The organism is Flavobacterium sp. 270 (assembly GCF_004368785.1).
Classification (GTDB): domain Bacteria; phylum Bacteroidota; class Bacteroidia; order Flavobacteriales; family Flavobacteriaceae; genus Flavobacterium.
Map to the genome: position 1 here is coordinate 892,995 of NZ_SODM01000001.1, position 20,798 is coordinate 913,792.

A 20,798-nucleotide genomic window follows, 5' to 3' on the forward strand; every position below is an offset into this window, starting at 1 on the left:
TAATTTTTTATTGATTGTCTGACTGCCCTTTTCTTTTTTTCTTCCTGCGTTTTGCTTTAAGCTGATTGGGCAGGTCAGCCTGCGCGGATTCCATCCTGGTCAATACATCCAAAACTTTAGCCAGAGCAGTATCAAAACCATCAGTTTTACTAATTTCAAATAAATCTTTATTTGATATACTTCCCATTAATTCAGCTTTAGATTTTATGTTTATGTCCTTATCGGAACCCTGTAGAGTTTTACCCATTAAATTACAGCGTTCCTGTACTACCTTTGCGCTGTACTGCCTGCCTAAAACGCTTCCATTAAATACACATTTTGTAGTATGATCCACATAGGTGATTCCGTAAATCATCCCGGCAGCACTTTTTCTTGAAATAATATTAATCCCTTCTTTTTCGAGCAGTTTTCCCAGCTCGGAAAATGAAATGCTTTTATTAAGAAGCGCCAGGTCCACGGCATTCTTTATCCTGTTTTTCATCGATACACTTCCACTACCTGCGGATATAAATTTTTGCTCTAAAAATTTAAGAGTCGGTTTATTATAAAAATCACTGGCTTTAATAGGAACACCGATAGGTTTTCCATCACTATCAAGTATTCGATACACTAATCCTTCTGCTTTAAAAATCCTTGAGTCTTCAGATCCCCTGTCAGCAAAAACATTGTAGAGTTGCAGCACTGCATTGAGTTCAGAAAGATTTGAATATTTATAGGTTGAAAGCACTCCGTTAAGCACTGCTGCAATCGCTTTTTTTGATTGCATCTTTCCGTATGAAACCTTCTGAACATTGATAGGCTTAAGAACCTTATCAATATTGTTTTTACGCCCCTGTGCGGCTACTAAAGAGAACATCTTCTCTATTTCTTTACGGGCTGTTTCAGACTGGTTCCTGCCAATATTGTGCATGTCGATCCTGCTTCCGTCCTGCTTTACCTTTATAGACACCAGATGAATGTGTGGGTGTCCAGCATCATGGTGGCGGTATACCAGATAAGGCTGCGCGCCAAAACCAATTTTCTGCATATAGACATCTGCGATCTGCATTAATTTTTCGTTGGTTAATGAGGTTTCAGAGGGATCAAAATTCAGGGAAATATGCACGCTATTGCGCTTTACATTCTCATTTAAAGTATTTTGATTGAGCAGTCTACTGAGTTTCATTGTGATACTCATTTTATCCACTTCAAGAGGATAATTCCCCTCGCCTATGCATTCCGCTGCACCTTGTTTTACCTTATTTTCATTATAGTTGAAAATGTTGTGCAGTGAAGTTCCTGTCTTAATTACTGCAACCATTTTCGGGAGATTTTCTCAATATATTTATTTATCTCTTCTACCTTATTCAAGAGTATACTTCGCTCCAGTTCATGATTGATAATCCAGGTTTTAAATTCCGGAATCTGCTGCAGTGTATGCAGCTTTTTTACTGCCTGATTAAAGTTGTTTCCCAAGGCCTTAAGTTCAGTTCTGAGTCTGATAATCTCGAACATAAATTCATCCAGGGACTGATTGCGGTAATTGGTTGTGATGGGTTTATTAAACAAATATTTACGAATATATTCACTTAATTTGCGACAGGTTGTAGCCTTCCATTTACGTTCAATTCTTGCATATTCTGCAGGCGTAAAACGCAGACCTACAATACGCGTTCTGTTTGAATTTTCCTTTTCCATCTTCTCTCATTTTCATTAATTTCAAACTCTTTTTCTTCTTTCAGTTTCACTGCTCACGAGTTCCGAGTAAAGAGCAGCCAGATTCGGTTGTTTAACAACCGGACATCTGGCCGATTGCAGGAACGTGGCAATCTTTAAGCTATTTTAAATATCATTTTAGAATTTCTGCATTTCTGCCGATCACTTAAATCAAATCGCAATAGAAACAGTATTTGAAAACATCTAAGGATTGTTTCTAAAACTATACGAAGTTAAGTAAGCTCCGTCTATTCAGCCCATCATGGACATATTATGTCCATGATAATTAAGAAGTCTATTTATACTTTTGTATTAATAAATATTAATTTAAAAACGTGAAAATTATGATGACAACAAATGACGTAGCAAAGGTTTTCGATACTATTTTTAGTATCCCGGGCATGAATGAAGTAGTGAAGATTGATATGAAAATTTCACGGAAAAATGTGCTTTTATTAAACCATGTAATTGAGCGTGGGCTCGCGGCAAAAGGCGATGATAAATCATCGCTCTTTTTGACCAGTATTCCCCAGGAAAATCTCCAGGAATTAAAACAATTTGGAGATGAAATTCTTCAAAAAGCGGGACTTATCGAATTCAGTGAAAAACTCAGTACGCTGAGCGATACCGGAAAGTAAATATGATAAGAAAACTAATTGATGCCAATAAACAAAATATTGTTTATTGGCATATCTTTTTTATGCTGGAAGGCAATCTTTATTTTTTAACTAACAATTGAATGCTATTGAATAATCCGTGCCTGTTTTTGGTAACAGCCAAGATAAGTGGTTGTTGTAGATTTGTTTTAGTTGTAATTAACAAAATATATTAACCTATTTGAATACTTTTTTAAGAATTACAAAGAGAGTTTACTTCGTATGTTAAACCTTAAAACTGATCAAATAATCACTTTAAATGAAATCATGAATTTAAACAAAAATATAAAGATTATCGCCCTAAAAATAATCTGTCTTTTGTATGTTATGCTTTTTATATATGCAGCTACCAGCAAAATATTGGATTTTGAGAACTTTGAAGTGCAGCTTGGACAGTCTCCACTATTAAGTATATATGCCTCTTGGATTTCCTGGCTGGTAATTACTATTGAACTATTAATCGCTGTAGCACTGCTGCTCCCCAAATCGCAGCTAATAGGTTTGTATGCTGCACTGGGTTTGATGACAATGTTTTCTGCTTATATTTTTATAATTCTTAATTTCAGTTCTTTTATTCCGTGTTCCTGCGGTGGAATCTTAGAAAAAATGAGCTGGAATATGCACTTGATTTTTAATTGCACATTTATTGCCCTGGCGCTTTTTGCAATTGTGCTAAACAAACGGCAAAACAATAAAAAAACCACAACTTTAGCCGCTACCGGGATAGTCAAATTAGCAGTTGGAATTATGACTTGCAGCATACTGATTGTCTTGATTTTATTTCTGTCTTCGGAAAATATCATACATCATAACAACCCTTTTATAAGACGTTATCCAAATCATCCTGCTGAGTTTTCAAATACAATAGATTTAAAACATCATTCATATTATATTGCCGGTTATACAAATAACAGGATCTATCTTGGAAACTATCAATATCCCATGTATGTACTTTCATTGGACCAAAATCTAAAGAACAAAAAATTAGATAAACTGCATTTCGATGCAAAAAAAATCCCCTTCCAATCAATTACGATAAGTGTCAGAGAACCCTATTTTTATTTATCGGACGGCAATGTTCCCGTGCTCCTTAGAGGGGATATGAAAAACTGGACCATCACTAGAGAATTAAACTCAGTCCCTTACTTTACAAGGTTAGTCCCAATTGACAGTAGCATGGCTGTATTCAGATCAAACAATTCAAAAAAGCTGGCAAATGTTTTGGGAATTTATAATGCTGACGCCGAACAAAAAACAACATATAGCAGAGAACTTCTGCAGAGTCGCAATGATGGCATTTTTGATACTGATGGAACGCTTTTGTACAGCGAAACGGCAAAGAAAATTGTCTACTTATACTATTACCGCAATGAATTTATGACCGCTGAAAAAAACGGAAAACTTATCACCAGAGGACATACCATTGATACCATAAGCCATCCAAATTTAAAAGTTTCACTCCTCAAGGATGGAAAACAATATGCAATGTCTACGCCATCATTTGTAGTAAATGCAAATGCCGCAGTAGTTAGCAATCTGCTCTTCGTGCACTCCAGGGTAAAGGGCAGGTATGAGAATAAAAAGTTATGGGATAAATCCTTTATTATTGATGTTTACAATTTAAAAAACCATAGCTATCTGCTAAGCTTCCCCCTCTTTCACACTTCCAGTTATGTTCTTAGTTCTTTTGTGACAACCGACACCCATCTATACGCTATAATAGGAAAAGACCTTGTGGTTTATGAATTCAAAAAAATAATAAAAGATCAAATTAATTGATCCAAAATTTACCAGCGCTGGTGACAGGAAATAGATCGAAACCTGTAGAAAAAGTAGATCAAATTATAATTTTAAAATTAATATTATGAAAAGTTTATTTTTAAAAAATGGAATGCCTGTGGCAGCCGTATTATTGGCAATGGCAGGCGCTTTTGCAACTACCTCCATGCAGAGTTCGACAAAAGCAGATACCCTTGCAATCCGACCAGGATACTTCCCTGATTCAAACGGAGATTGTACAGAAGAAGAACCAATAGATTGCTCTAACATTCAAAAGCCGCAGCTATGTCGTCTTAACGTGACATCAGGTCCTGTTGCTTATGAAAAAGATGACCAAAACAATTGTGTTCAACCTTTATATCGTGTTGTAAATGGTCAGTAATTTTCATTATCATGGAGAATGCAGTCCCCATTGGGACTGCATTTTTATATAATTTCTATTGCATTCCCTTGTCAATCCAAGAATAGGAACGATCATCCTTCAAAAAGTAATTAAACCATTCTATCATTCGTACGGTAATGTCCTTTTGATTATCAGGTTTTATTAAAACATGACCTTCGTCCTTATACAAAAGCATGATACTTTTTTTCTTTAGTCGGCGAAGTGCCAAGTAAAATTCCATGCTCTGATGTATATCAACCTGCTGGTCATTTTTACCGCTCCACAGCAGTACTGGTGACTGAATATTAACAGCATTTGGAAGAGGCGAATTTGCAGCATAGATTGACGGCATATCATGTGGAGATCCGCCCATATTCCATTGTTCGCCCTCAAAGCGCCACATTTCCGGATTTCCAGATCTGCCGACAGAATAATAAAGGCTTACCAGGTCCGTGATCGCCCCACTGGCGATTGCAGCAGCAAACATAGGGGTCTGTGTAATAGTAAAAGCGGTCTCATATCCGCCAAAAGAATGTCCCATAAGGCCGGGCGGAATATCATCAAAAGTATACAGAACCGAAGTTTCTTTAGAAGAGTATCTGGCTTACACCACCGAGGAAAGCGAGAAGGTGAAAATGAATGCTTACGCGGCAAAGTTCGGCGGTGATATCAAAAAAGGCATTGCAGCACTGGCCGGCGAGATGAGAAACGGAATTTAAATGAAAAGGAACAATGAAAAAAAGACTAATTACCTGCCTGATTTTGCTGCTGCTTGTTGGCACTCCGGCAAGACCTGCTGCGAAAACCGCGGCACTGCCGATACTTGAAATCGTAAAGGCAGTTACCAAAAAGGTCATCAAAGCCATTGACCTGAGGATCCAAAAACTTCAGAACAAAACCATCTGGCTTCAGAATGCCCAGAAACAGGTTGAAAATGTGCTCTCCAAATTAAAACTTGATGAGATCTCGGACTGGACACAGAAACAGAAAGACCTTTATAAAGGCTACTATGAAGAATTGGCTAAAGTAAAATCTATTATTACCTATTACCAGAGGATCAAAGATATTACCCAAAAACAGACAAAACTTGTACAGGAATACGAAAAGGCGTGGAACCTGCTCAAACAGGACACCCATTTCAAAGACAGCGAGATACAGTATATGGAACGTGTTTACTCGGGCATTTTGGAGCAAAGCATCAAGAACATTGATCAGATCTTTTTAATACTGGATTCCTTTACCACACAGATGAGTGATCTCAAAAGACTTGAAATCATCAATACCGCCGCTGACCAGGTTGATGCCAGCTATGATGACCTTAGGATGTTTAATGAGCAGAATATGCTGCTGAGCCTGCAAAGGGCCAAAACTGACGCAGATGCAACCCGGGTGAAACAATTTTACGGAATTCCGTAATGCAAAGAAAAAAATCATGAAAAAAGTGTTTTTACTGCTCTTGGCGGTACTATTAGTAACCCAGCAAGAGATCCATGGACAGGCAAAGCAGCGAAAGGAACTCCTGCTGCAGATTGCGGCACTTCAGGTATATATCGACTATGCCAAAAAAGGGTATTCAGCCGTGTCCAAAGGACTCAATTTTATCGGCGATGCAAAAAGAGGTGAAGTGAATCTGCACGGTGCTTATTTTACCTCACTGTTGAAGATTAATCCAAAAGTCAGGAACTATTACAAGGCTGCAGAAATTCTCTCAATGCAAATTAAAATAATGAAACTCTATAAAAAGACCTATGCCGATCTTAAGGCAGGCGATCTGTTTCACGGCAGTGAAATGGATTATATAGAACGTTCTTTTAAAAGGCTGCTTGAGAACTGCAGCTATACCCTGGACCAGCTTTTAGTTCTCACTACTGACTCGAAACTTGAACTCAAAGATGACCACAGAATTCAGAGGATTGATGAGCTGCATAAGGCCATGCTGGACGATTACAATTTCTGCATTTCTTTCAGCGGTGATCTCAAACTGCTTGCACTGTCAAAGGCGGCAGATCAAAAAGAGGCTAAAGATAGTAATGCCCATTACGGGCTATAAATTTATAAGTGATGAAAAAGATATTGATTTTAGGGCTGCTTATCTGCCTGTCTATAATGCCCGGCAAAGCCCGCGCCCAGTCAGCAGAAATACAGCAGCTGATCCTGAACATTGAAAAACTCTCCCAGTTTAAAAAGATCCTAAGTGATATGAAAAAGGGCTATGAACTGCTCTCGGGAGGTTATAAAACGGTGAAGGATATGTCGCAGGGCAACTTCAGCCTGCATAAAACTTTTTTAGACGCCCTTATGCAGGTAAGCCCGGCGGTAAAGAATTACAAAAGAGTGGGTGAAATTGTAAATTTTCAAATACAGCTGTTAAAGGAAAGCAGAAACGCGCTGAACCGGTTTGCGCGAAACGGCAGTTTCACTTCGCAGGAAATTGGATATTTTGAAAAGGTTTACGCAAATCTTCTCAGCCAGAGCCTGCGCAATCTTGATGAACTCACTATGATCATTACAGCTGATAAACTCAGGATGTCCGATGATGAAAGACTACAAGCGGTGGATATGATCTATCAGCAGATGCAGGATAAGCTTCTTTTTCTTCGAGATTTTAATGCATCGTCAAATATTCTGGCACTGCAGCGGGCTAAAGAAAAAAAAGATGTTTACGCTTCCAAAGAACTTCAGGAACTTAAAAACTAAAGACATGAAACTGCCAATAAAAAACAAAATTGTTCTCACAGCCCTGCTGCTGCCCTTTTTAAGCCAGGCCCAGGGACTGGGTGATAACATGCAGAGCCTGCACTTGGTGCTGGACCAGCTTTATGATGAGATGATGCCCCTGTGCGGCAACCTGCTGGCTGTAGGACAGGGAATTGCAGGGTTTGGGACCATCTGGTACATCTCCTCGCGTGTCTGGAGGCATATCGCGGCAGCAGAGCCGATTGATTTTTATCCGCTGTTCAGGCCTTTTGTAATCGGATTCTGCATCATGATTTTCCCCTCGGTACTGGCCCTTATCAACGGGGTTATGAAACCCACAGTTACCGCAACGGCTGCTATGGTAACAGGATCCAATAATGCGGTCGCGGTTCTTTTAAAAGAAAAAGAAAAGGCAGTGAAGCAGACCGATCCCTGGAAAATGTATGTAGGAATGGCAGGCACAGGAGACCGTGATAAATGGTACAAGTACACCCATGACGGCGCAGACCCATCTGATGAAGGCATGCTGGCAGGTATAGGCAACGATGTGAAATTTGCCATGGAAAAGGCTTCCTATAGTTTTCGGAATTCCGTTAAGCAGTGGATGAGCGAGGTGCTGCGAATTTTATTTGAATCGGCGGCGCTCTGCATCGATACACTCAGGACCTTTCAACTGGTGGTACTTTCCATTCTCGGACCGCTTGTTTTCGGCATTGCTGTTTTTGACGGATTTCAGCATACACTGACGGTCTGGCTCGCGAGATACATCAACATATACCTCTGGCTTCCTGTTGCTAATATTTTTGGAAGCATTATCGGCAAAATACAAGAACTGATGCTCAAGTTGGATTTGTCCCAGGTGCAGTCCACCGGCGATACGTTTTTCAGTACTACTGATATGTCTTACCTAATATTCATGATTATCGGCATTATTGGCTACTTCACTGTGCCTTCAGTGGCTAACTACATCGTTCATGCAGGCAGTGGCGGAGCCCTTGCCCAGAAAACCACAACCCTATTCAGCACCTCAGCCAGTTCTGCAGTTTCCAAGACATCGCAGGGGACAGCAATGGTTCTGGATTCAATGGGAAATGCCGCAGGAAGGATGTCGCAGAGCATGTCTGCCTCCTCGTCGTCTGCTCCTTATTTTGAGGAGAAAGGAAATTATATGAGCGACAGGCTTAAAGGAAATTCAAAATAAACTAAAAAGATCATCCCATGTTCAGCAAAATGAAAAATATAGATACCGCATTTAAATACGTGAGAGGCTTTACTATGCTGGTTGTTGCGGGCTGCATTGTGATATGCTGCTTTACGCTTTACAAAAGTTTTCAGACTGTAAGCCGGATGCAGGATAAGGTATATATCCTTGCGGCAGGAAAAGCTCTGGAAGCATATGCGTCAGACAGGAAGGATAATGTGCCTGTTGAAGCACGAGATCATATTAAAACTTTTCACCAATTTTTCTTTACCCTTGACCCAGACGATAAAGTAATCAAGTCCAATGTTACTAAAGCCCTTTATCTGGCTGACGAAAGCGCTAAAAGAATTTATGATGACCTGAAAGAAAACGGCTTTTATTCCGGAATCATTTCGGGCAATATAAGCCAGACCATCCAGATTGACAGTGTAACTGTCGATATACAGGACTATCCCTACCACTTTAAATGTTTCTCGCGGCAGAACATCATCAGAACTACCAGCATTTTGAAAAGAAACCTGATTACGGAAGGGAGTCTGCGCAATGTATCAAGAAGCGACAACAATCCGCACGGTTTTTTAATTGAACGTTTCAATACGATTGAAAACCGAGATTTAACTGTTGAAAACCGAAAATGACAGGTTATGAAATCATTGTTTAAAAAACGGGAAACTGCATTTACATACCATAGGCACTATCTCTCTGCACAAAAAAAATGGTCTGAAAAAATGAGCAGTCTGGCGGAAGGGTGTTCAAAGAGGAAGCTAATTTCTCTTCTCAGCTTATTTGTTATCCTATCGGCAGGCTACCTTCTTTATAACATTTATAATGCCTTTTCAGAAAAGGAAGTTCAACAGGTAAAATTTTCAGAACAGACTGTAAAAATTAAAATAATCGATTAAAAAATAAAGACATGGAACAGAAGACGATATCAATTAAAGAAGCAAAAAAACGAAAAATGCTTTTGGCTCTGCCGATCATAACACTTCCTTTTATTACCATTCTTTTTTATACTCTGGGAGGAGGAAAAATGGAAGCTGCAGTGGCTGAAAATGAAATAAAGAAAGGATTTAATTTTAAACTGCCGCTTCCAAATTTTAAAGAAGATTCTTCTTTGGATAAAATGAGCTACTATGACCAGGCTGCTGTAGATTCAGTCAAACTACAGGAGCAAATTAAAAAAGATCCAAACTATTCAAATCAAAAAGTTCTTGAAGAATCTTTAAAGGAGTTCCCGGAACTGGATTTTGCATCCCAGCGATATTCAAAAAAAAGAAGCGGCTTGAATGCAGTGACTCCGCAGGACAGAAACGAGCAGAAAATCTTTGAAAAACTGCAGCTTCTCCAGAAAACTATCAGCCATTCTGCAACGGTTAACAATTACAGCCAGGATATGAGGGAGTTCGAAAACTATGGCTCATCAAATGAAGTATCTGCCCAGATTAAGAACTTAGAACAGATGATGTCTGAAATGGGTGAAACGGCGCCGGATCCTGAGCTGCAGCAGCTAGGTGGCATGCTGGAAAATATACTGGATATCCAGCATCCTTCAAGAGTACAGGAACGTTTAAAACAGAATTCGGAAGATAAAAAAGGAAAAGTATATTCCGTAAACCTCAAAAATAACGCAGAAATTATCACCTCTTTACAAGAGAATACAGCACCTGCAAACACTTTTAAATTGAATGCCTTTTTCACCGCAGATGAAGATTTAAATCCAGATTATCAAAAAAATGCAGTTGGAGCTGCCGTGCATGAAACTCAGACCATTGTAAATGGATCGGTGATTAAATTAAGGCTCACCGCTGATATTACCCTTCAGGGAACTACAATTCCAAAAAACACTTTTGTATACGGCATGGCAATCCTGAAAGGTGAAAGACTTGAAATAAAGATAGAAAACCTCCAGCATCATGGTTCAATTTTTCCGGTGCAGCTATCAGTCTATGATATAGACGGAATTGAGGGAATATACATTCCTGGTGCCATCAACAGGGATGTGGCTAAAGCATCTGCAGACCGCTCGATTCAGACCCTTGGACTTGCCGGGGTTACTGATTCATGGGGAGCACAGGCTGCAGGAATGGGCATTGAGGCAGCAAAAAGTCTTATGAGTAAAAAGGTAAAACTCATAAAAGTACTGGTAAAAGCAGGATACAGGGTGCTGTTATATGATGAAAAACAAAAGAATTTAAAACCTTAAAAAAGAGAAAGATGAAAAGAATTAATTATTTGTTTTTAATGAGCCTACTGCTGGTTTCTGTTCTGGCTTATCCTCAGACAAACAGCAGCGAAACAGTTTTTTATGAAGACCAGTATAAAAATCTTCAGATCGGCTGTTCGAAAACTACCAGCATAGTTTTTCCCTACCCGATTAAAAGTATAGATAAAGGGAGCGCTGATGTGCTGGTGCAGAAAGCCAAAGGGGTAGAAAATATCCTGCTGGTAAAAGCGGCAAGACAATATTTTTTCCAGACTAACCTGACAGTAGTTACATCTGATGCAAAATTATACGTATTTGTACTGAATTACGATGAAGACTGCCCAGACCTGAATATAAAAGCAGAAAGTGCAGTTGCTGCAAGCAGAGATGTATTATTTACTTTAGAAAATGAAAATCAGAAAAAAATAGAGCAGTCTGCTTCACTGGCATTATCTAAAAAAATAAAGACCAGCGGTTTTAAAAAATCTAAATTCCAGATAAAACTGGAGGTCAGTGGCATTTTTATACATGAGGATGTACTGTATCTGCGCTTAGTATTTGAGAATAAATCCAAAATCAGCTACGATATCGACCAGCTGCGTTTTTTCATAAGAGACCAGCGAAAATCAAAACGAACTGCCTCTCAGGAAATAGAGATTCAGCCACTGTATTCAACTTCATCATCTGCGGTGATTCCTGATAAGTCTGAAATAATAAAAGTATTTGCGCTAGAGAAATTTACGATCCCAGAGAATAAGTATCTGACCCTTCAGCTCATTGAAAAGAACGGCGGAAGGCATTTAGAAGTCAACGTTAACAATAATCTGGCTGACAAAGTAATACCCCTCCCTTAATTCATAAATCTACTTTTAAAAACTCAAAAAACAGATTATGAATATAAACATCAATGAGACTGAAATGCTTTTAAGTCTTGCAGAGGAAATGGCTTCTTACGGCTACAAGTATGCCGCATTTCCTTGTGAAGTAATAACTGATCCCGATACCATTGAGTTCTTTATGAACTCATGGGATGCAATGGAACATTGTTATGCGATGACCACTGATAGAGACTATTTTAGGAGTATGACCATAGATTCACTTAAAAATGATTTAAATATAGTGATGCAGAGCGGTATTGACCTTTATAGCACCGAGAAACTGGATCTCACTGAATTTGTCCGATTGGAAAGAGAAAAGAAAGAACTATTTGAAAACAACTTAAATACAAACATTATGAATGAGAATAATTTAAAATACCTGAAAGACCAGCTGAAATATACTGGATTTGGAGAAACTTTCGATACTGAATTGAAAGAAAACATGCTGAAAGGAGATAAGGATTTTAAAATCATGCACACCGGCATTATCAACAATGGCGTCCCAAACCGAGATACCGTAACGGTTGAGCTGAACTTCAAGAAGTCAGACCAGACTGATATGTACTTTTTTAATTCCTATCATGTGAATCTTCAAAAAGAAGAAAACAAGCCGGGACTGCAGCAGACCTTTTACATCAATAATGATGCAGCCAGCATTACACTCAAAGAAGCCTATAATTTAATGGAAGGCCGTTCGGTAAATAAGGATCTTAAAACTAAAGAAGGAGAAAGTTACAATTCTTGGTTAAAATTCGATTTTAAACAGACAGACAATTCCGGAAATTTTAAGATTAACCATTACCATCAGAATTACGGCTATGATTTGGAAGCAAGCCTTGAGAAGCATTCCATAAAAGAACTCAGTACGCCGCAATATAAGGAAGACCTTGTAAATTCCCTTAAAAAAGGAAATCTGCAGTCTGTGACTTTTGTTGTCAGCGGCGTTGAAAGCAAAATGTTCGTGGAAGCAAATCCGCAGTTTAAGACTCTTAATGTATATGACGGAAACCTCCAGCGCATCAATCATCGAGAAAGCAAAGATGAGAAAAAATCTGAAGGAGAAAAAACTTCAGAAAAGCAATCTGACAAAAAACAGTCTGAGACCACTGAGGAGAATAGTGAAACTCCTTCGGCGAACAGACCCAAAAAAAGAAAACAGCAGTCTAATTCGGTTTAGAAATTTTAAAATTATTAAAGTTTAGATGATGAACCCGCAGTTTCCCGTAAATAGAGTAGAAATGGAATTCAGCCAATGGAAAGCAAGAGAGGAACGTTTCAATACGCTCTTTTCAATTACTGCGGCAGAAAACAAATCTTTATTGGCTGAGAAACTGCGGCAGTTCGACAGAATCAGAACGAAATACAAATCTTCAAAAAATGTTGAGGAGCAGCATACGCTTCAAATCCTTAAAATGGAAATCCATAGGATGTCAAAACAATTATATCCAAGTCTCATTTCACGTATCCTTAGGAAAATAATCACCAGCACGCAAAATCAGCTTTCACTTCGCAGTGAGGCAAAAAAAGACGAAAGAAACTTCAATTCGCTTAACGAGGAAGTGCAGCGTATCGGTTTTCCTGATTTATCCGAAAAATTAAAAAATCTTATTGACAAAGAACAGGAAAATTTCAGCATTCCTCTATCCTACTACATTAATGAAAAAGAAAAGATTACTCATACTCTTTCGTTTTCAAAAAATGCTGAAAGGCATTTTGAACTCGATGGATTTAAAAGCAGCATGCAGAATAATTCTGCACCAGAAGACAGCAGCAGGGAATATTACTTTAAAAATGGGCAGGAACGCAATTTTAAACTTAATGAAGTTTATAATTTATTATCAGGTCGTTCTGTAGAGCATAACCAATCATGGTTTCAGCTCGACTTTAATGATAGAGACGCTTCGGGCAATTATCACTTAAAAGAATTTCGAAATGAATATGCTTATGATTTAGAAAAGACTTTAAAGTCCATTCCTTTAAAAGAGATATCTAATACATACGAAATGGAGAAACTAAAACATGCTTTAAGACAGGGTGACAGAGTATCTGCTGTGCTGATTAAAAATGGACGAGAAAATCAGATTTATATAGAGGCCAATCCGCAGTTTAGATCATTGAATATCTATGACCGGCATTTTCGTAAAATCCAGACAGCTTCATCAAAAAACCAGGCAGCACCATTCCCGAAACAATCTGTCCAAAGAAGAATAAAATCTAAAATACAGCAGTGATGGAACAATTAAATCCTTTAACGGAATTCTTTAGATCGATAGAAAAAGACCAGCGCATCAGCATTACCCATATTGGAATTTTTGCGGCACTCCTTCAATTCAGAACAAATCAAGGCAATATCAATCCTATCAAAGCCTTCAGGCATGAAATTATGAAAATAGCCAAAATAACCGGCCCTGTCACGTATCACAGGTGCATAAAAGACTTAAATGACTACGGCTATATAAACTATGTCCCAAAAAAAAACAGAAATCAAAAAAGTATCATTTATTTTCTCGTTTAAAAGGCAGGTTCTGACATAGTTTTAAAATTAAACTTAAAGATCGAAATTATCGAAATAATAAAATGTAGAGGGTTAAGAAAAATATATCTATGAAACTATCACTGCAAGCGGCCCGCATCCAAAATTAATTATTGAATCATCACCAGCCGCAAGAATATGACTTGATTTAGGAGAAAATTTGAATTTCCTGCTCTTGTTTTTTTAAATATAATTATTGCTCAACTGAAGCAAAAAATTGGTGTATTCCTAACAGCCGGTAGCATTTTTTTAGCCCCGATAGAAGTGGAAATCCTTTTGTGCCGGGGTTCGGCGCAAAAGATTGAAACGAATAGCGGGAAAAAGCTCCTAAAAAAAAATTAATACAATTACAGATGCTAATCACCCCCAATTAGATTCCACCAATAATTCCCAATACCCGATTAATTCAGGCCGTGGAGAATTCTACTCACTTTTAGATTAAAAAGAAAAAAATCTATATTTTTCACAACACCATAGATTCCCTAATATTCGAAAATATCATTTAGGTGAATTTCAGCGCCAAAACTATGAAGATCAGACGCGTTTAAAAAAACAACCCCAAAACAAGAAAAATACTTTATACTATACGCCCCTCAACCCTTGCCCTGTCTATACTTTTTGACTAATTTTACACCATGACTCCCGATGAAATAAAACGCTATTTTGAAGCCACGCCACCACCAACCGAAGTGGACTGGAAGCCCTGGGCGAAAATCACAGATTCGCAGGTTTTTCTCAAAAGCTGCTACTCCACTATAAACAATTACAAAGGAAGCCTTGATATGTGCCCGGCATGGTGGCACTTAAAAGATTTCTATATGCTTGTAAGACGAAATTCACAGGAAACAAAAAGCGAGGATTAAACGGAATAAACTTGAAATTTCAGCTCTGTTTTAGATGCATCTTACACTTTCATCCTTCTAATTTTTACTTTTAACCGGTTATATTATTTTGCTGCCGCCTCTTTACGAGGCGGTTCAATCACAGTAATCAAAGCGCCGGAATAAGTTTTATTTAATAGGTTGTCTTTGTTCTTTTAAAAAAGATTCCCCGAAGATTTTCGGATAAATCCTGCCGTAAATTTTTCTAATTGCAATCCGCCGTAAATTCTGAATAAAGGGAAAATGCTTGTTTTTTACCTGTTTTGAAACCTCCCATAAAATAAGATATTTTCAATTTTGTTATCATTTGTAACATTATAATTTTTAAAATTGTTCTGATCTATATTAATTTTGACTTGTATAAAAAGGAGAAAAGAGAATGGAAAGGTCAATTGTACATATCGATATGAATACGTTTTTCGTGTCCTGCGAAAGGCTGACAAATTCCGAATTAAACGGAATACCGCTTATTATTGGAGGCGGTGAAAGAGGTGTTGTGGCATCATGCTCGTATGAGGCACGTCGTTTTGGAGTGCGCTCCGCCATGCCCATTCACATGGCCATGAAACTCTGCCCGCAGGCCAAAATCATGAAAGGGGATATGGAATTATATTCCCGGCTTTCCCATGACATCACCGAGATTATTCAGGAGAAATCCCCCGTGGTGGAAAAGGCAAGCATTGATGAATTTTATCTGGATATTACCGGCATGGACAAGTTTCATGGCAGCTACAAATGGACGAGTGAACTTGCCCAGACCATCACAAAAGAAACAGGCCTGCCCCTCACCTTTGCCCTTTCAATTAACAAGACCGTATCGAAAATCGGAACAGGAGAAGGAAAACAAAAACAGAATTTAGAGATTCCTGAGCATTTAGTGCAGTCTTTTTTGAATCCCTTGTCGGTTCAGAAAATACCGATGGTGGGCGACAAAACGTTCCAGCTGCTCTCACGCATTGGGATCCGAACCATTGAAACGCTCTCCAAAATGCCTTGCGAGGTACTGCAGCAGATGATCGGCAAAAATGGTTCGGAGCTCTGGAAGAAAGCCAATGGCATAGACAATAATCCTGTAGAGCCTTATACGGAGAGAAAATCCATTTCAACCGAACATACCTTCTCTCAGGATACCATAGATATTGACAGGCTAAAAAGGGTAATATTGGGAATGGTTGAAAAACTGGCTTTTCAATTGCGCTCGGAAGAGTGGCTGACATCGACTGTCACCATCAAAATACGCTACGCCAATTTTGATACCGAAACCAAACAGTGCCGGGTGCAGTATACTTCTGCCGATCACATCCTGACCAAAACCGTAACGGACCTTTTTGAGAAACTATACCAGCGCCGGATGCGCCTTCGCCTTATTGGTGTGCGCTTTAGCGGGCTGGTTCGCGGTACGTATCAGATCGATCTTTTTCAGGACACCGAGGAAATGCTCGCGCTCTATCAGGCGATGGACCGGATGAAAACCCGGTACGGATTTGACGCTGTGATGCGCTGCGCCGGGGCCTCCTTTAAACCCAATACCAAAAATGAAATTTTAAAACGCAAATCAGACTAATGTATCTCAATTGTCATTCCTTCCACTCCCTGCGCTATGGCACTATTCCCCTTGAGGATTTGATTTCTCATGCTGCTTGCTGTGGGGTTACCGCTATGGCGCTTACCGACATTAACACGGTAACTGGAATTTACGATTTTATAAAGGGGTGTGATGCTGCAGGGATAAAACCTTTGGTGGGCATGGAATTTCGCTCGGAGCATGAGCTGCGCTACATCGGCCTTGCCAAAAATGCATCTGGCCTTGCCGAGATGAACCGTTTTTTGACAAGCTACAATTATCAAAAAACTTCCCTTCCTCTCTTAGCTCCTGATTTTAATGATGTTTTTGTAATTTATCCTCTGGAGAATGCTCCGCTCTCACTTGCTGAAAACGAATATATTGGAATTCGTCCCGGACAGCTCCAAAAACTGGTCTTGTCGGAGTGGAAAACAAGACAGGAAAAAATGGTGGTTCTCCAGCCGGTGACCTTCCGCAGCAAAAAGGAATATAACCTGCACAAAATACTCAGGGCCATAGATCTGAACCTGATTTTATCACGGCTTTCTGTGGATGATTATTGCAAAGATTCCGAAATAATGGTACCTGAGCAAAGAATAGTGAACTGTTATGAGCAGTATCCGCATATTATTGCCAACACGCGCGAGATCATTGAGCGGTGCCATTTTGAATTTGATTTTGATACGCCTAAAAACAAGAAATTTTACACCAACAGCAAAAAGGATGATATGATCCTTTTGACCTCTCTGGCCAAGCAGGGCCTGGAATGGCGCTATGGTAAAAATAATGCCGAGGCGAAATCCAGAATGTTCAAGGAACTCAAAGTAATTGAGCAATTGGAATTTAGCGGCTACTTTTTGATTACAGCCGATATTATTCGTTTCAGCAACTCGCAGGGCTTCCTGCATATAGGGCGTGGCAGCGGTGCCAACAGCATCATCGCATACTGCCTGGGCATTACCGATATCTGTCCTTTGGAATTGGACCTGTACTTTGAAAGGTTCCTGAACCTCAACCGTAAAAGCCCTCCGGATTTTGATATTGACTGGAGCTGGAAGGAAAGGGATGTTATTCTTGAATACATTTTCTCACGCTACGGTTATGATCATGTGGCTTTCTGCGGCACCAATGTGGAATTTAAGTACCGTTCCATTTTCCGGGAAGTCGGAAAAGTCTTTGGGCTTCCCAAGGAAGAACTCGATGCGCTGGCTAAAAATCCGATGGAGCTGCATGCTACTAATAAAGTTGTGAAACAAGTCCAGGAATATGGAATGCTGCTGGAAAAATACCCCAACCAGCGAAGCATGCACTCCTGCGGCATCCTGATCTCCGAAGAACCTATTACCAATTACACCCCGCTTGAAATGCCCCCAAAAGGTTTTCCAATTGTGCTATTTGATATGCATATAGCCGAAGATATCGGCCTTGAAAAATTCGATATCCTGAGCCAGCGCGGGATCGGGCATATCGATGACAGCGTGAAGCTGATTGAGAAAAACCGGAGTATCCGCCTGAATATCCGCGATACCTCGATGTCAAAAAATGAAGCAAGCTGTAATGCGTATTTGGGAATAGGAAAAACTATCGGCTGTTTTTACATTGAGAGCCCGGCCATGAGGGGACTTTTGCGACGCCTGAAGTGCAACAATTACAAGACCCTTGTAGCCGCTTCCTCGATTATTCGTCCGGGTGTTGCGCAAAGCGGAATGATGAAAGAATATATTTTCCGCCATAACCATCCTGATCAATTCGAATATTTCCACCCTGTATTCCAGGAACAGCTTGGAGAAACCTATGGCATTATGGTCTATCAGGAAGACGTGATCAAAATCGCCCTGCATTATGGGGGACTTCCCGCCGCAGACGGGGATATACTCAGGCGTGCCATGTCAGGGAAAGGAAGATCCAAGGCGGCACTTCAAAAAGTGAAAGACAACTTTTTTGCTTCCTGTAAGGCGCAGGGGCATCCTGAGAAACTCAGCGAGGAAATTTACCGTCAGATCGAGTCCTTTGCCGGATACTCGTTCTGCAAGGCCCACTCAGCCTCTTATGCCGTGGAAAGCTACCAGAGCCTTTATCTGAAAGTGCATTATCCCATCGAATTTATGGTAGCGGTCATAAACAATCAGGGCGGTTTTTACCGCACCGAAGTTTATGTACACGAAGCAAGGATGTCAGGGGCTAAAATTCACAATCCGTGCGTGAACAAAAGCGAATTTGAAACCACCCTTTACGGCTTGGATGTTTATTTGGGTTTTATGCACCTGCAGAGCCTGGAATCCAAAATCGCAATACTGATACAAACCGAACGTGAACAAAACGGTGCGTATAAATCCCTGGAGGATTTTATTAACCGGATTCCCATCGGTATTGAGGGCATTCAGATTTTGATTTTCATTGGCGCGTTCCGTTTTACGGGCAAGACAAAAAATCAATTACTGGTGATTGCCCGGCTCATCATGGTAAATTTCAAGCCAGAGAACAGAAGCCTCATGCTTATTCAGGAACCTGTCAGGGAATATGAATTGCCCGAGCTGGCACGTTCTGCCTTTGAAGATGCCTTTGATGAGATCGAGCTTTTAAGTTTCCCTGTATCGCGCTCCCCTTTTGATCTGCTGCAGACAAAATTCCGGGGTGACGTAATGGCCAAAGACCTTTTAAACCACCATAAAAAGACAGTCCGAATGTTGGCCTATCTGATCTCCAGAAAACACGTGCCGACCAAAATGGGCGCCATGTATTTCGGCACGTGGATAGATGCCGAAGGAGAGCTCTTCGATACGGCCCATTTCACGGGAAGCCTTAAGGAGTATCCTTTTCAGGGAGGCGGCTGTTATTTGCTGCTGGGCCATGTGGAAGTAGATTATCACTTCCCCACTATTACCGTGACCAAAATGGCCAAGATGCCTTTCATTGCCGATCCACGCTATTCCAATGCTGATGACCGGCAGTTCACGACTCATGAAAAAATCAAGGAAGATGTAAGCATGACCCATAGGGCACCCTATCCGCAGGAACATGAAATTAATCTGCCAAGAAATAAAATGGCAAACTGAAGCATATTTGAGTCCGAAAATACAGTCCGTTTACCTTTTTATAATTGCAGTAATAGCTGCAGGTAAAGGGAAATGTATTAATTTAGACTGAACCGATCCGTTAAAATGTAACTGAAAACTATATAACAATGATCAAAACAAAAAAATTACCGGCCCTGGTGGTGCTATCACTTTTAATCTCCTGCACTTCAATATATAAATACCACAAGATGGTGCAAACAGACTATAACCTGAATCCATTCAGGGCCAGTGAGATTATCAGATCAGATACCACAGCAGGCAATTATATTGAGGCCGAAAAGAAAGAAAGCCTGTTTATATTTGAGGACAATAGTGATTTCATCTTTAAAGTTTCAAAAAATCCCCCTAAAATAGACATTGTGGACAGGGAAGGCAATAATTCCAGGTTTGTAGAAGAAAGAGGTTTTGAAATTACCAGCAAAAAAGCGGGGGACACTTTAATTGTGCGCTTTTTCCCAACCAAATCAACCCCTGATAACATATTGAAATTTGGGGCTGAATATAAATTTTTCAAATAAGACAATTGTTCGGGATAAGGAGAATTAGAAGTGTTTATTCACTTATTATACGGGTCTAGGTTCGAAATTGTATTACGCAGTTTTATTGTTATTCTACTGAGCTTCAAAATTGATTTATCTCTGATCAGTCCGCTGAGAGAATGCAAAGCATTGTAGAGGGCATCCTTGCCTATTCTACCCTGAATAAGAAAACCCAGCCCGTAGAGCAGATAAGCCTTGATGACATTATTGAGAACATAAAAGTTGACCTGGAACTTATCATAAATGAAAAAGGCGCCATACTGATCAAGGACGCGCTTCCCGATATACAAGGGGCACCTATTTTGATACACCAGCTATTCTATAACCTGATACACAATGCCCTGAAGTTCTCCAAAGCAGACCAGCCGCCGCGGGTCATCCTGTCTCACCTCATTATAAAGGATAAGCAAAGGGAGTTTATTGAAATAAGCATTAAGGACAATGGCATTGGACTTGACCCGGATCATTATGAAAAAATATTTAATGCTTTTGAAAGACTGCATTCCAGAGATCAGTACGAAGGGAACGGACTTGGCGTGACGCTATGCCGAAAAATTGCACTAAGGCATGGCGGCAGCATAATGGCTTTAGGCCAAAAAGATATCGGCGCGGAATTTATCGTTACACTGCCTTTAAAACAAACAGGAGATACTGTCTAGGAAATCACAACATCCTGCTTTGATATAATAAACAATCAGTATATTGTGAAATTT

General features: G+C 39.7%; 23 protein-coding genes. 20 read left to right on the forward strand and 3 right to left on the reverse strand.

The features are described 5' to 3' along the window. Positions 1-7: 7 nt before the first annotated feature. On the reverse strand, positions 8-1,300 hold the full coding sequence (locus EV144_RS03775; RefSeq protein WP_134146334.1) for a relaxase/mobilization nuclease domain-containing protein: 1,293 nt from the start codon (positions 1,298-1,300) through the stop codon (positions 8-10). Beyond that, a complete protein-coding gene (locus EV144_RS03780; RefSeq protein WP_134146336.1) occupies positions 1,288-1,677 on the reverse strand; it encodes a plasmid mobilization protein in 390 nt (129 codons plus the stop codon). The genes EV144_RS03775 and EV144_RS03780 overlap by 13 nt, the downstream gene beginning before the upstream one ends. A 362-nt stretch (positions 1,678-2,039) precedes the next feature. Between EV144_RS03780 and EV144_RS03785 the strand changes: the two genes are divergently transcribed. The 3 genes from EV144_RS03785 (at position 2,040) to EV144_RS03795 (ending at position 4,512) form a co-directional block, all read left to right on the forward strand. Next, complete coding sequence (locus EV144_RS03785) at positions 2,040-2,333, forward strand: hypothetical protein (protein WP_134146338.1); 294 nt, start codon at positions 2,040-2,042, stop codon at positions 2,331-2,333. Between the two features lie 285 nt (positions 2,334-2,618). After that, complete coding sequence (locus EV144_RS03790) at positions 2,619-4,130, forward strand: MauE/DoxX family redox-associated membrane protein (protein WP_166670532.1); 1,512 nt, start codon at positions 2,619-2,621, stop codon at positions 4,128-4,130. An 85-nt stretch (positions 4,131-4,215) separates the two neighbouring features. Next, positions 4,216-4,512 (forward strand): DUF6520 family protein, encoded by a 297-nt coding sequence (locus EV144_RS03795; protein WP_134146342.1) that lies wholly within the window; start codon positions 4,216-4,218, stop codon positions 4,510-4,512. A 55-nt stretch (positions 4,513-4,567) separates the two neighbouring features. Here EV144_RS03795 and EV144_RS03800 read toward each other — a convergent pair whose 3' ends face one another. After that, entirely contained in the window at positions 4,568-5,053 is a 486-nt protein-coding gene (locus tag EV144_RS03800; protein WP_134146344.1) for an alpha/beta hydrolase family protein, read from the reverse strand. Between EV144_RS03800 and EV144_RS24400 the strand changes: the two genes are divergently transcribed. The 17 genes from EV144_RS24400 to EV144_RS03885 all read left to right on the forward strand — a co-directional run bounded on the left by EV144_RS24400 (position 4,965) and on the right by EV144_RS03885 (position 20,744). Continuing rightward, on the forward strand, positions 4,965-5,231 hold the full coding sequence (locus EV144_RS24400) for a hypothetical protein (RefSeq protein WP_262712213.1): 267 nt from the start codon (positions 4,965-4,967) through the stop codon (positions 5,229-5,231). The genes EV144_RS03800 and EV144_RS24400 overlap by 89 nt on opposite strands. 13 nt (positions 5,232-5,244) lie before the next feature. Continuing rightward, positions 5,245-5,928, forward strand: a complete 684-nt coding sequence (locus EV144_RS03810; protein WP_134146346.1) for a conjugal transfer protein TraI — start codon at positions 5,245-5,247, stop codon at positions 5,926-5,928. A gap of 16 nt (positions 5,929-5,944) precedes the next feature. Continuing rightward, complete coding sequence (locus tag EV144_RS03815; protein WP_134146348.1) at positions 5,945-6,562, forward strand: hypothetical protein; 618 nt, start codon at positions 5,945-5,947, stop codon at positions 6,560-6,562. An 11-nt stretch (positions 6,563-6,573) separates the two neighbouring features. After that, the gene (locus EV144_RS03820; protein ID WP_134146350.1) at positions 6,574-7,209 is read left to right on the forward strand and encodes a TerB family tellurite resistance protein; all 636 of its coding nucleotides are present in this window, start codon (positions 6,574-6,576) and stop codon (positions 7,207-7,209) included. A 4-nt stretch (positions 7,210-7,213) separates the two neighbouring features. Continuing rightward, positions 7,214-8,410 carry a conjugative transposon protein TraJ gene (traJ, locus tag EV144_RS03825; RefSeq protein WP_208326833.1) on the forward strand — a complete coding sequence of 399 codons (1,197 nt, stop codon included), beginning with the start codon at positions 7,214-7,216 and terminating at the stop codon, positions 8,408-8,410. Between the two features lie 29 nt (positions 8,411-8,439). Then, positions 8,440-9,048, forward strand: coding sequence for a conjugative transposon protein TraK (gene traK, locus EV144_RS03830; protein WP_243854609.1), 609 nt, complete (start codon positions 8,440-8,442; stop codon positions 9,046-9,048). Between the two features lie 6 nt (positions 9,049-9,054). Next, positions 9,055-9,312, forward strand: coding sequence for a hypothetical protein (locus tag EV144_RS03835; protein ID WP_134146354.1), 258 nt, complete (start codon positions 9,055-9,057; stop codon positions 9,310-9,312). 11 nt (positions 9,313-9,323) lie between these two features. Next, positions 9,324-10,613, forward strand: coding sequence for a conjugative transposon protein TraM (traM, locus tag EV144_RS03840; RefSeq protein ID WP_134146356.1), 1,290 nt, complete (start codon positions 9,324-9,326; stop codon positions 10,611-10,613). Positions 10,614-10,624: 11 nt separating this feature from the next. Next, entirely contained in the window at positions 10,625-11,467 is an 843-nt protein-coding gene (traN, locus tag EV144_RS03845; RefSeq protein ID WP_134146358.1) for a conjugative transposon protein TraN, read from the forward strand. Between the two features lie 37 nt (positions 11,468-11,504). Next, the gene (locus tag EV144_RS03850; RefSeq protein WP_134146360.1) at positions 11,505-12,668 is read left to right on the forward strand and encodes a hypothetical protein; all 1,164 of its coding nucleotides are present in this window, start codon (positions 11,505-11,507) and stop codon (positions 12,666-12,668) included. A gap of 25 nt (positions 12,669-12,693) precedes the next feature. Further along, a complete protein-coding gene (locus EV144_RS03855) occupies positions 12,694-13,722 on the forward strand; it encodes a hypothetical protein (protein WP_134146361.1) in 1,029 nt (342 codons plus the stop codon). Next, a complete protein-coding gene (locus EV144_RS03860) occupies positions 13,722-14,006 on the forward strand; it encodes a hypothetical protein (protein WP_133525771.1) in 285 nt (94 codons plus the stop codon). The genes EV144_RS03855 and EV144_RS03860 overlap by 1 nt, the downstream gene beginning before the upstream one ends. Positions 14,007-14,659: 653 nt before the next feature. After that, complete coding sequence (locus EV144_RS24450) at positions 14,660-14,887, forward strand: DUF6965 family protein (RefSeq protein ID WP_134146363.1); 228 nt, start codon at positions 14,660-14,662, stop codon at positions 14,885-14,887. Positions 14,888-15,284: 397 nt separating this feature from the next. Beyond that, positions 15,285-16,469 carry a DNA polymerase IV gene (gene dinB, locus EV144_RS03870; protein WP_134146365.1) on the forward strand — a complete coding sequence of 395 codons (1,185 nt, stop codon included), beginning with the start codon at positions 15,285-15,287 and terminating at the stop codon, positions 16,467-16,469. Continuing rightward, positions 16,469-19,525 (forward strand): DNA polymerase III subunit alpha, encoded by a 3,057-nt coding sequence (locus EV144_RS03875; protein WP_134146367.1) that lies wholly within the window; start codon positions 16,469-16,471, stop codon positions 19,523-19,525. Before dinB ends, EV144_RS03875 begins: the two co-directional genes overlap by 1 nt. Positions 19,526-19,653: 128 nt before the next feature. Further along, complete coding sequence (locus EV144_RS03880) at positions 19,654-20,064, forward strand: hypothetical protein (RefSeq protein ID WP_134146369.1); 411 nt, start codon at positions 19,654-19,656, stop codon at positions 20,062-20,064. Positions 20,065-20,204: 140 nt separating this feature from the next. Next, the gene (locus EV144_RS03885) at positions 20,205-20,744 is read left to right on the forward strand and encodes a sensor histidine kinase (RefSeq protein WP_134146371.1); all 540 of its coding nucleotides are present in this window, start codon (positions 20,205-20,207) and stop codon (positions 20,742-20,744) included. Positions 20,745-20,798 lie beyond the last annotated feature (54 nt).

Bases quoted from the DNA above. Each gene is read 5' to 3' on its own strand.
- EV144_RS03775 (WP_134146334.1), bottom strand. From the start codon at position 1,300: ATGGTTGCAGTAATTAAGACAGGAACTTCACTGCACAACATTTTCAAC.
- EV144_RS03780 (WP_134146336.1), bottom strand. From the start codon at position 1,677: ATGGAAAAGGAAAATTCAAACAGAACGCGTATTGTAGGTCTGCGTTTT.
- EV144_RS03785 (WP_134146338.1), top strand. From the start codon at position 2,040: ATGATGACAACAAATGACGTAGCAAAGGTTTTCGATACTATTTTTAGT.
- EV144_RS03790 (WP_166670532.1), top strand. From the start codon at position 2,619: ATGAATTTAAACAAAAATATAAAGATTATCGCCCTAAAAATAATCTGT.
- EV144_RS03795 (WP_134146342.1), top strand. From the start codon at position 4,216: ATGAAAAGTTTATTTTTAAAAAATGGAATGCCTGTGGCAGCCGTATTA.
- EV144_RS03800 (WP_134146344.1), bottom strand. From the start codon at position 5,053: ATGGGACATTCTTTTGGCGGATATGAGACCGCTTTTACTATTACACAG.
- EV144_RS03810 (WP_134146346.1), top strand. From the start codon at position 5,245: ATGAAAAAAAGACTAATTACCTGCCTGATTTTGCTGCTGCTTGTTGGC.
- EV144_RS03815 (WP_134146348.1), top strand. From the start codon at position 5,945: ATGAAAAAAGTGTTTTTACTGCTCTTGGCGGTACTATTAGTAACCCAG.
- EV144_RS03820 (WP_134146350.1), top strand. From the start codon at position 6,574: ATGAAAAAGATATTGATTTTAGGGCTGCTTATCTGCCTGTCTATAATG.
- traJ (WP_208326833.1), top strand. From the start codon at position 7,214: ATGAAACTGCCAATAAAAAACAAAATTGTTCTCACAGCCCTGCTGCTG.
- traK (WP_243854609.1), top strand. From the start codon at position 8,440: ATGAAAAATATAGATACCGCATTTAAATACGTGAGAGGCTTTACTATG.
- EV144_RS03835 (WP_134146354.1), top strand. From the start codon at position 9,055: ATGAAATCATTGTTTAAAAAACGGGAAACTGCATTTACATACCATAGG.
- traM (WP_134146356.1), top strand. From the start codon at position 9,324: ATGGAACAGAAGACGATATCAATTAAAGAAGCAAAAAAACGAAAAATG.
- traN (WP_134146358.1), top strand. From the start codon at position 10,625: ATGAAAAGAATTAATTATTTGTTTTTAATGAGCCTACTGCTGGTTTCT.
- EV144_RS03850 (WP_134146360.1), top strand. From the start codon at position 11,505: ATGAATATAAACATCAATGAGACTGAAATGCTTTTAAGTCTTGCAGAG.
- EV144_RS03855 (WP_134146361.1), top strand. From the start codon at position 12,694: ATGATGAACCCGCAGTTTCCCGTAAATAGAGTAGAAATGGAATTCAGC.
- EV144_RS03860 (WP_133525771.1), top strand. From the start codon at position 13,722: ATGGAACAATTAAATCCTTTAACGGAATTCTTTAGATCGATAGAAAAA.
- EV144_RS24450 (WP_134146363.1), top strand. From the start codon at position 14,660: ATGACTCCCGATGAAATAAAACGCTATTTTGAAGCCACGCCACCACCA.
- dinB (WP_134146365.1), top strand. From the start codon at position 15,285: ATGGAAAGGTCAATTGTACATATCGATATGAATACGTTTTTCGTGTCC.
- EV144_RS03875 (WP_134146367.1), top strand. From the start codon at position 16,469: ATGTATCTCAATTGTCATTCCTTCCACTCCCTGCGCTATGGCACTATT.
- EV144_RS03880 (WP_134146369.1), top strand. From the start codon at position 19,654: ATGATCAAAACAAAAAAATTACCGGCCCTGGTGGTGCTATCACTTTTA.
- EV144_RS03885 (WP_134146371.1), top strand. From the start codon at position 20,205: ATGCAAAGCATTGTAGAGGGCATCCTTGCCTATTCTACCCTGAATAAG.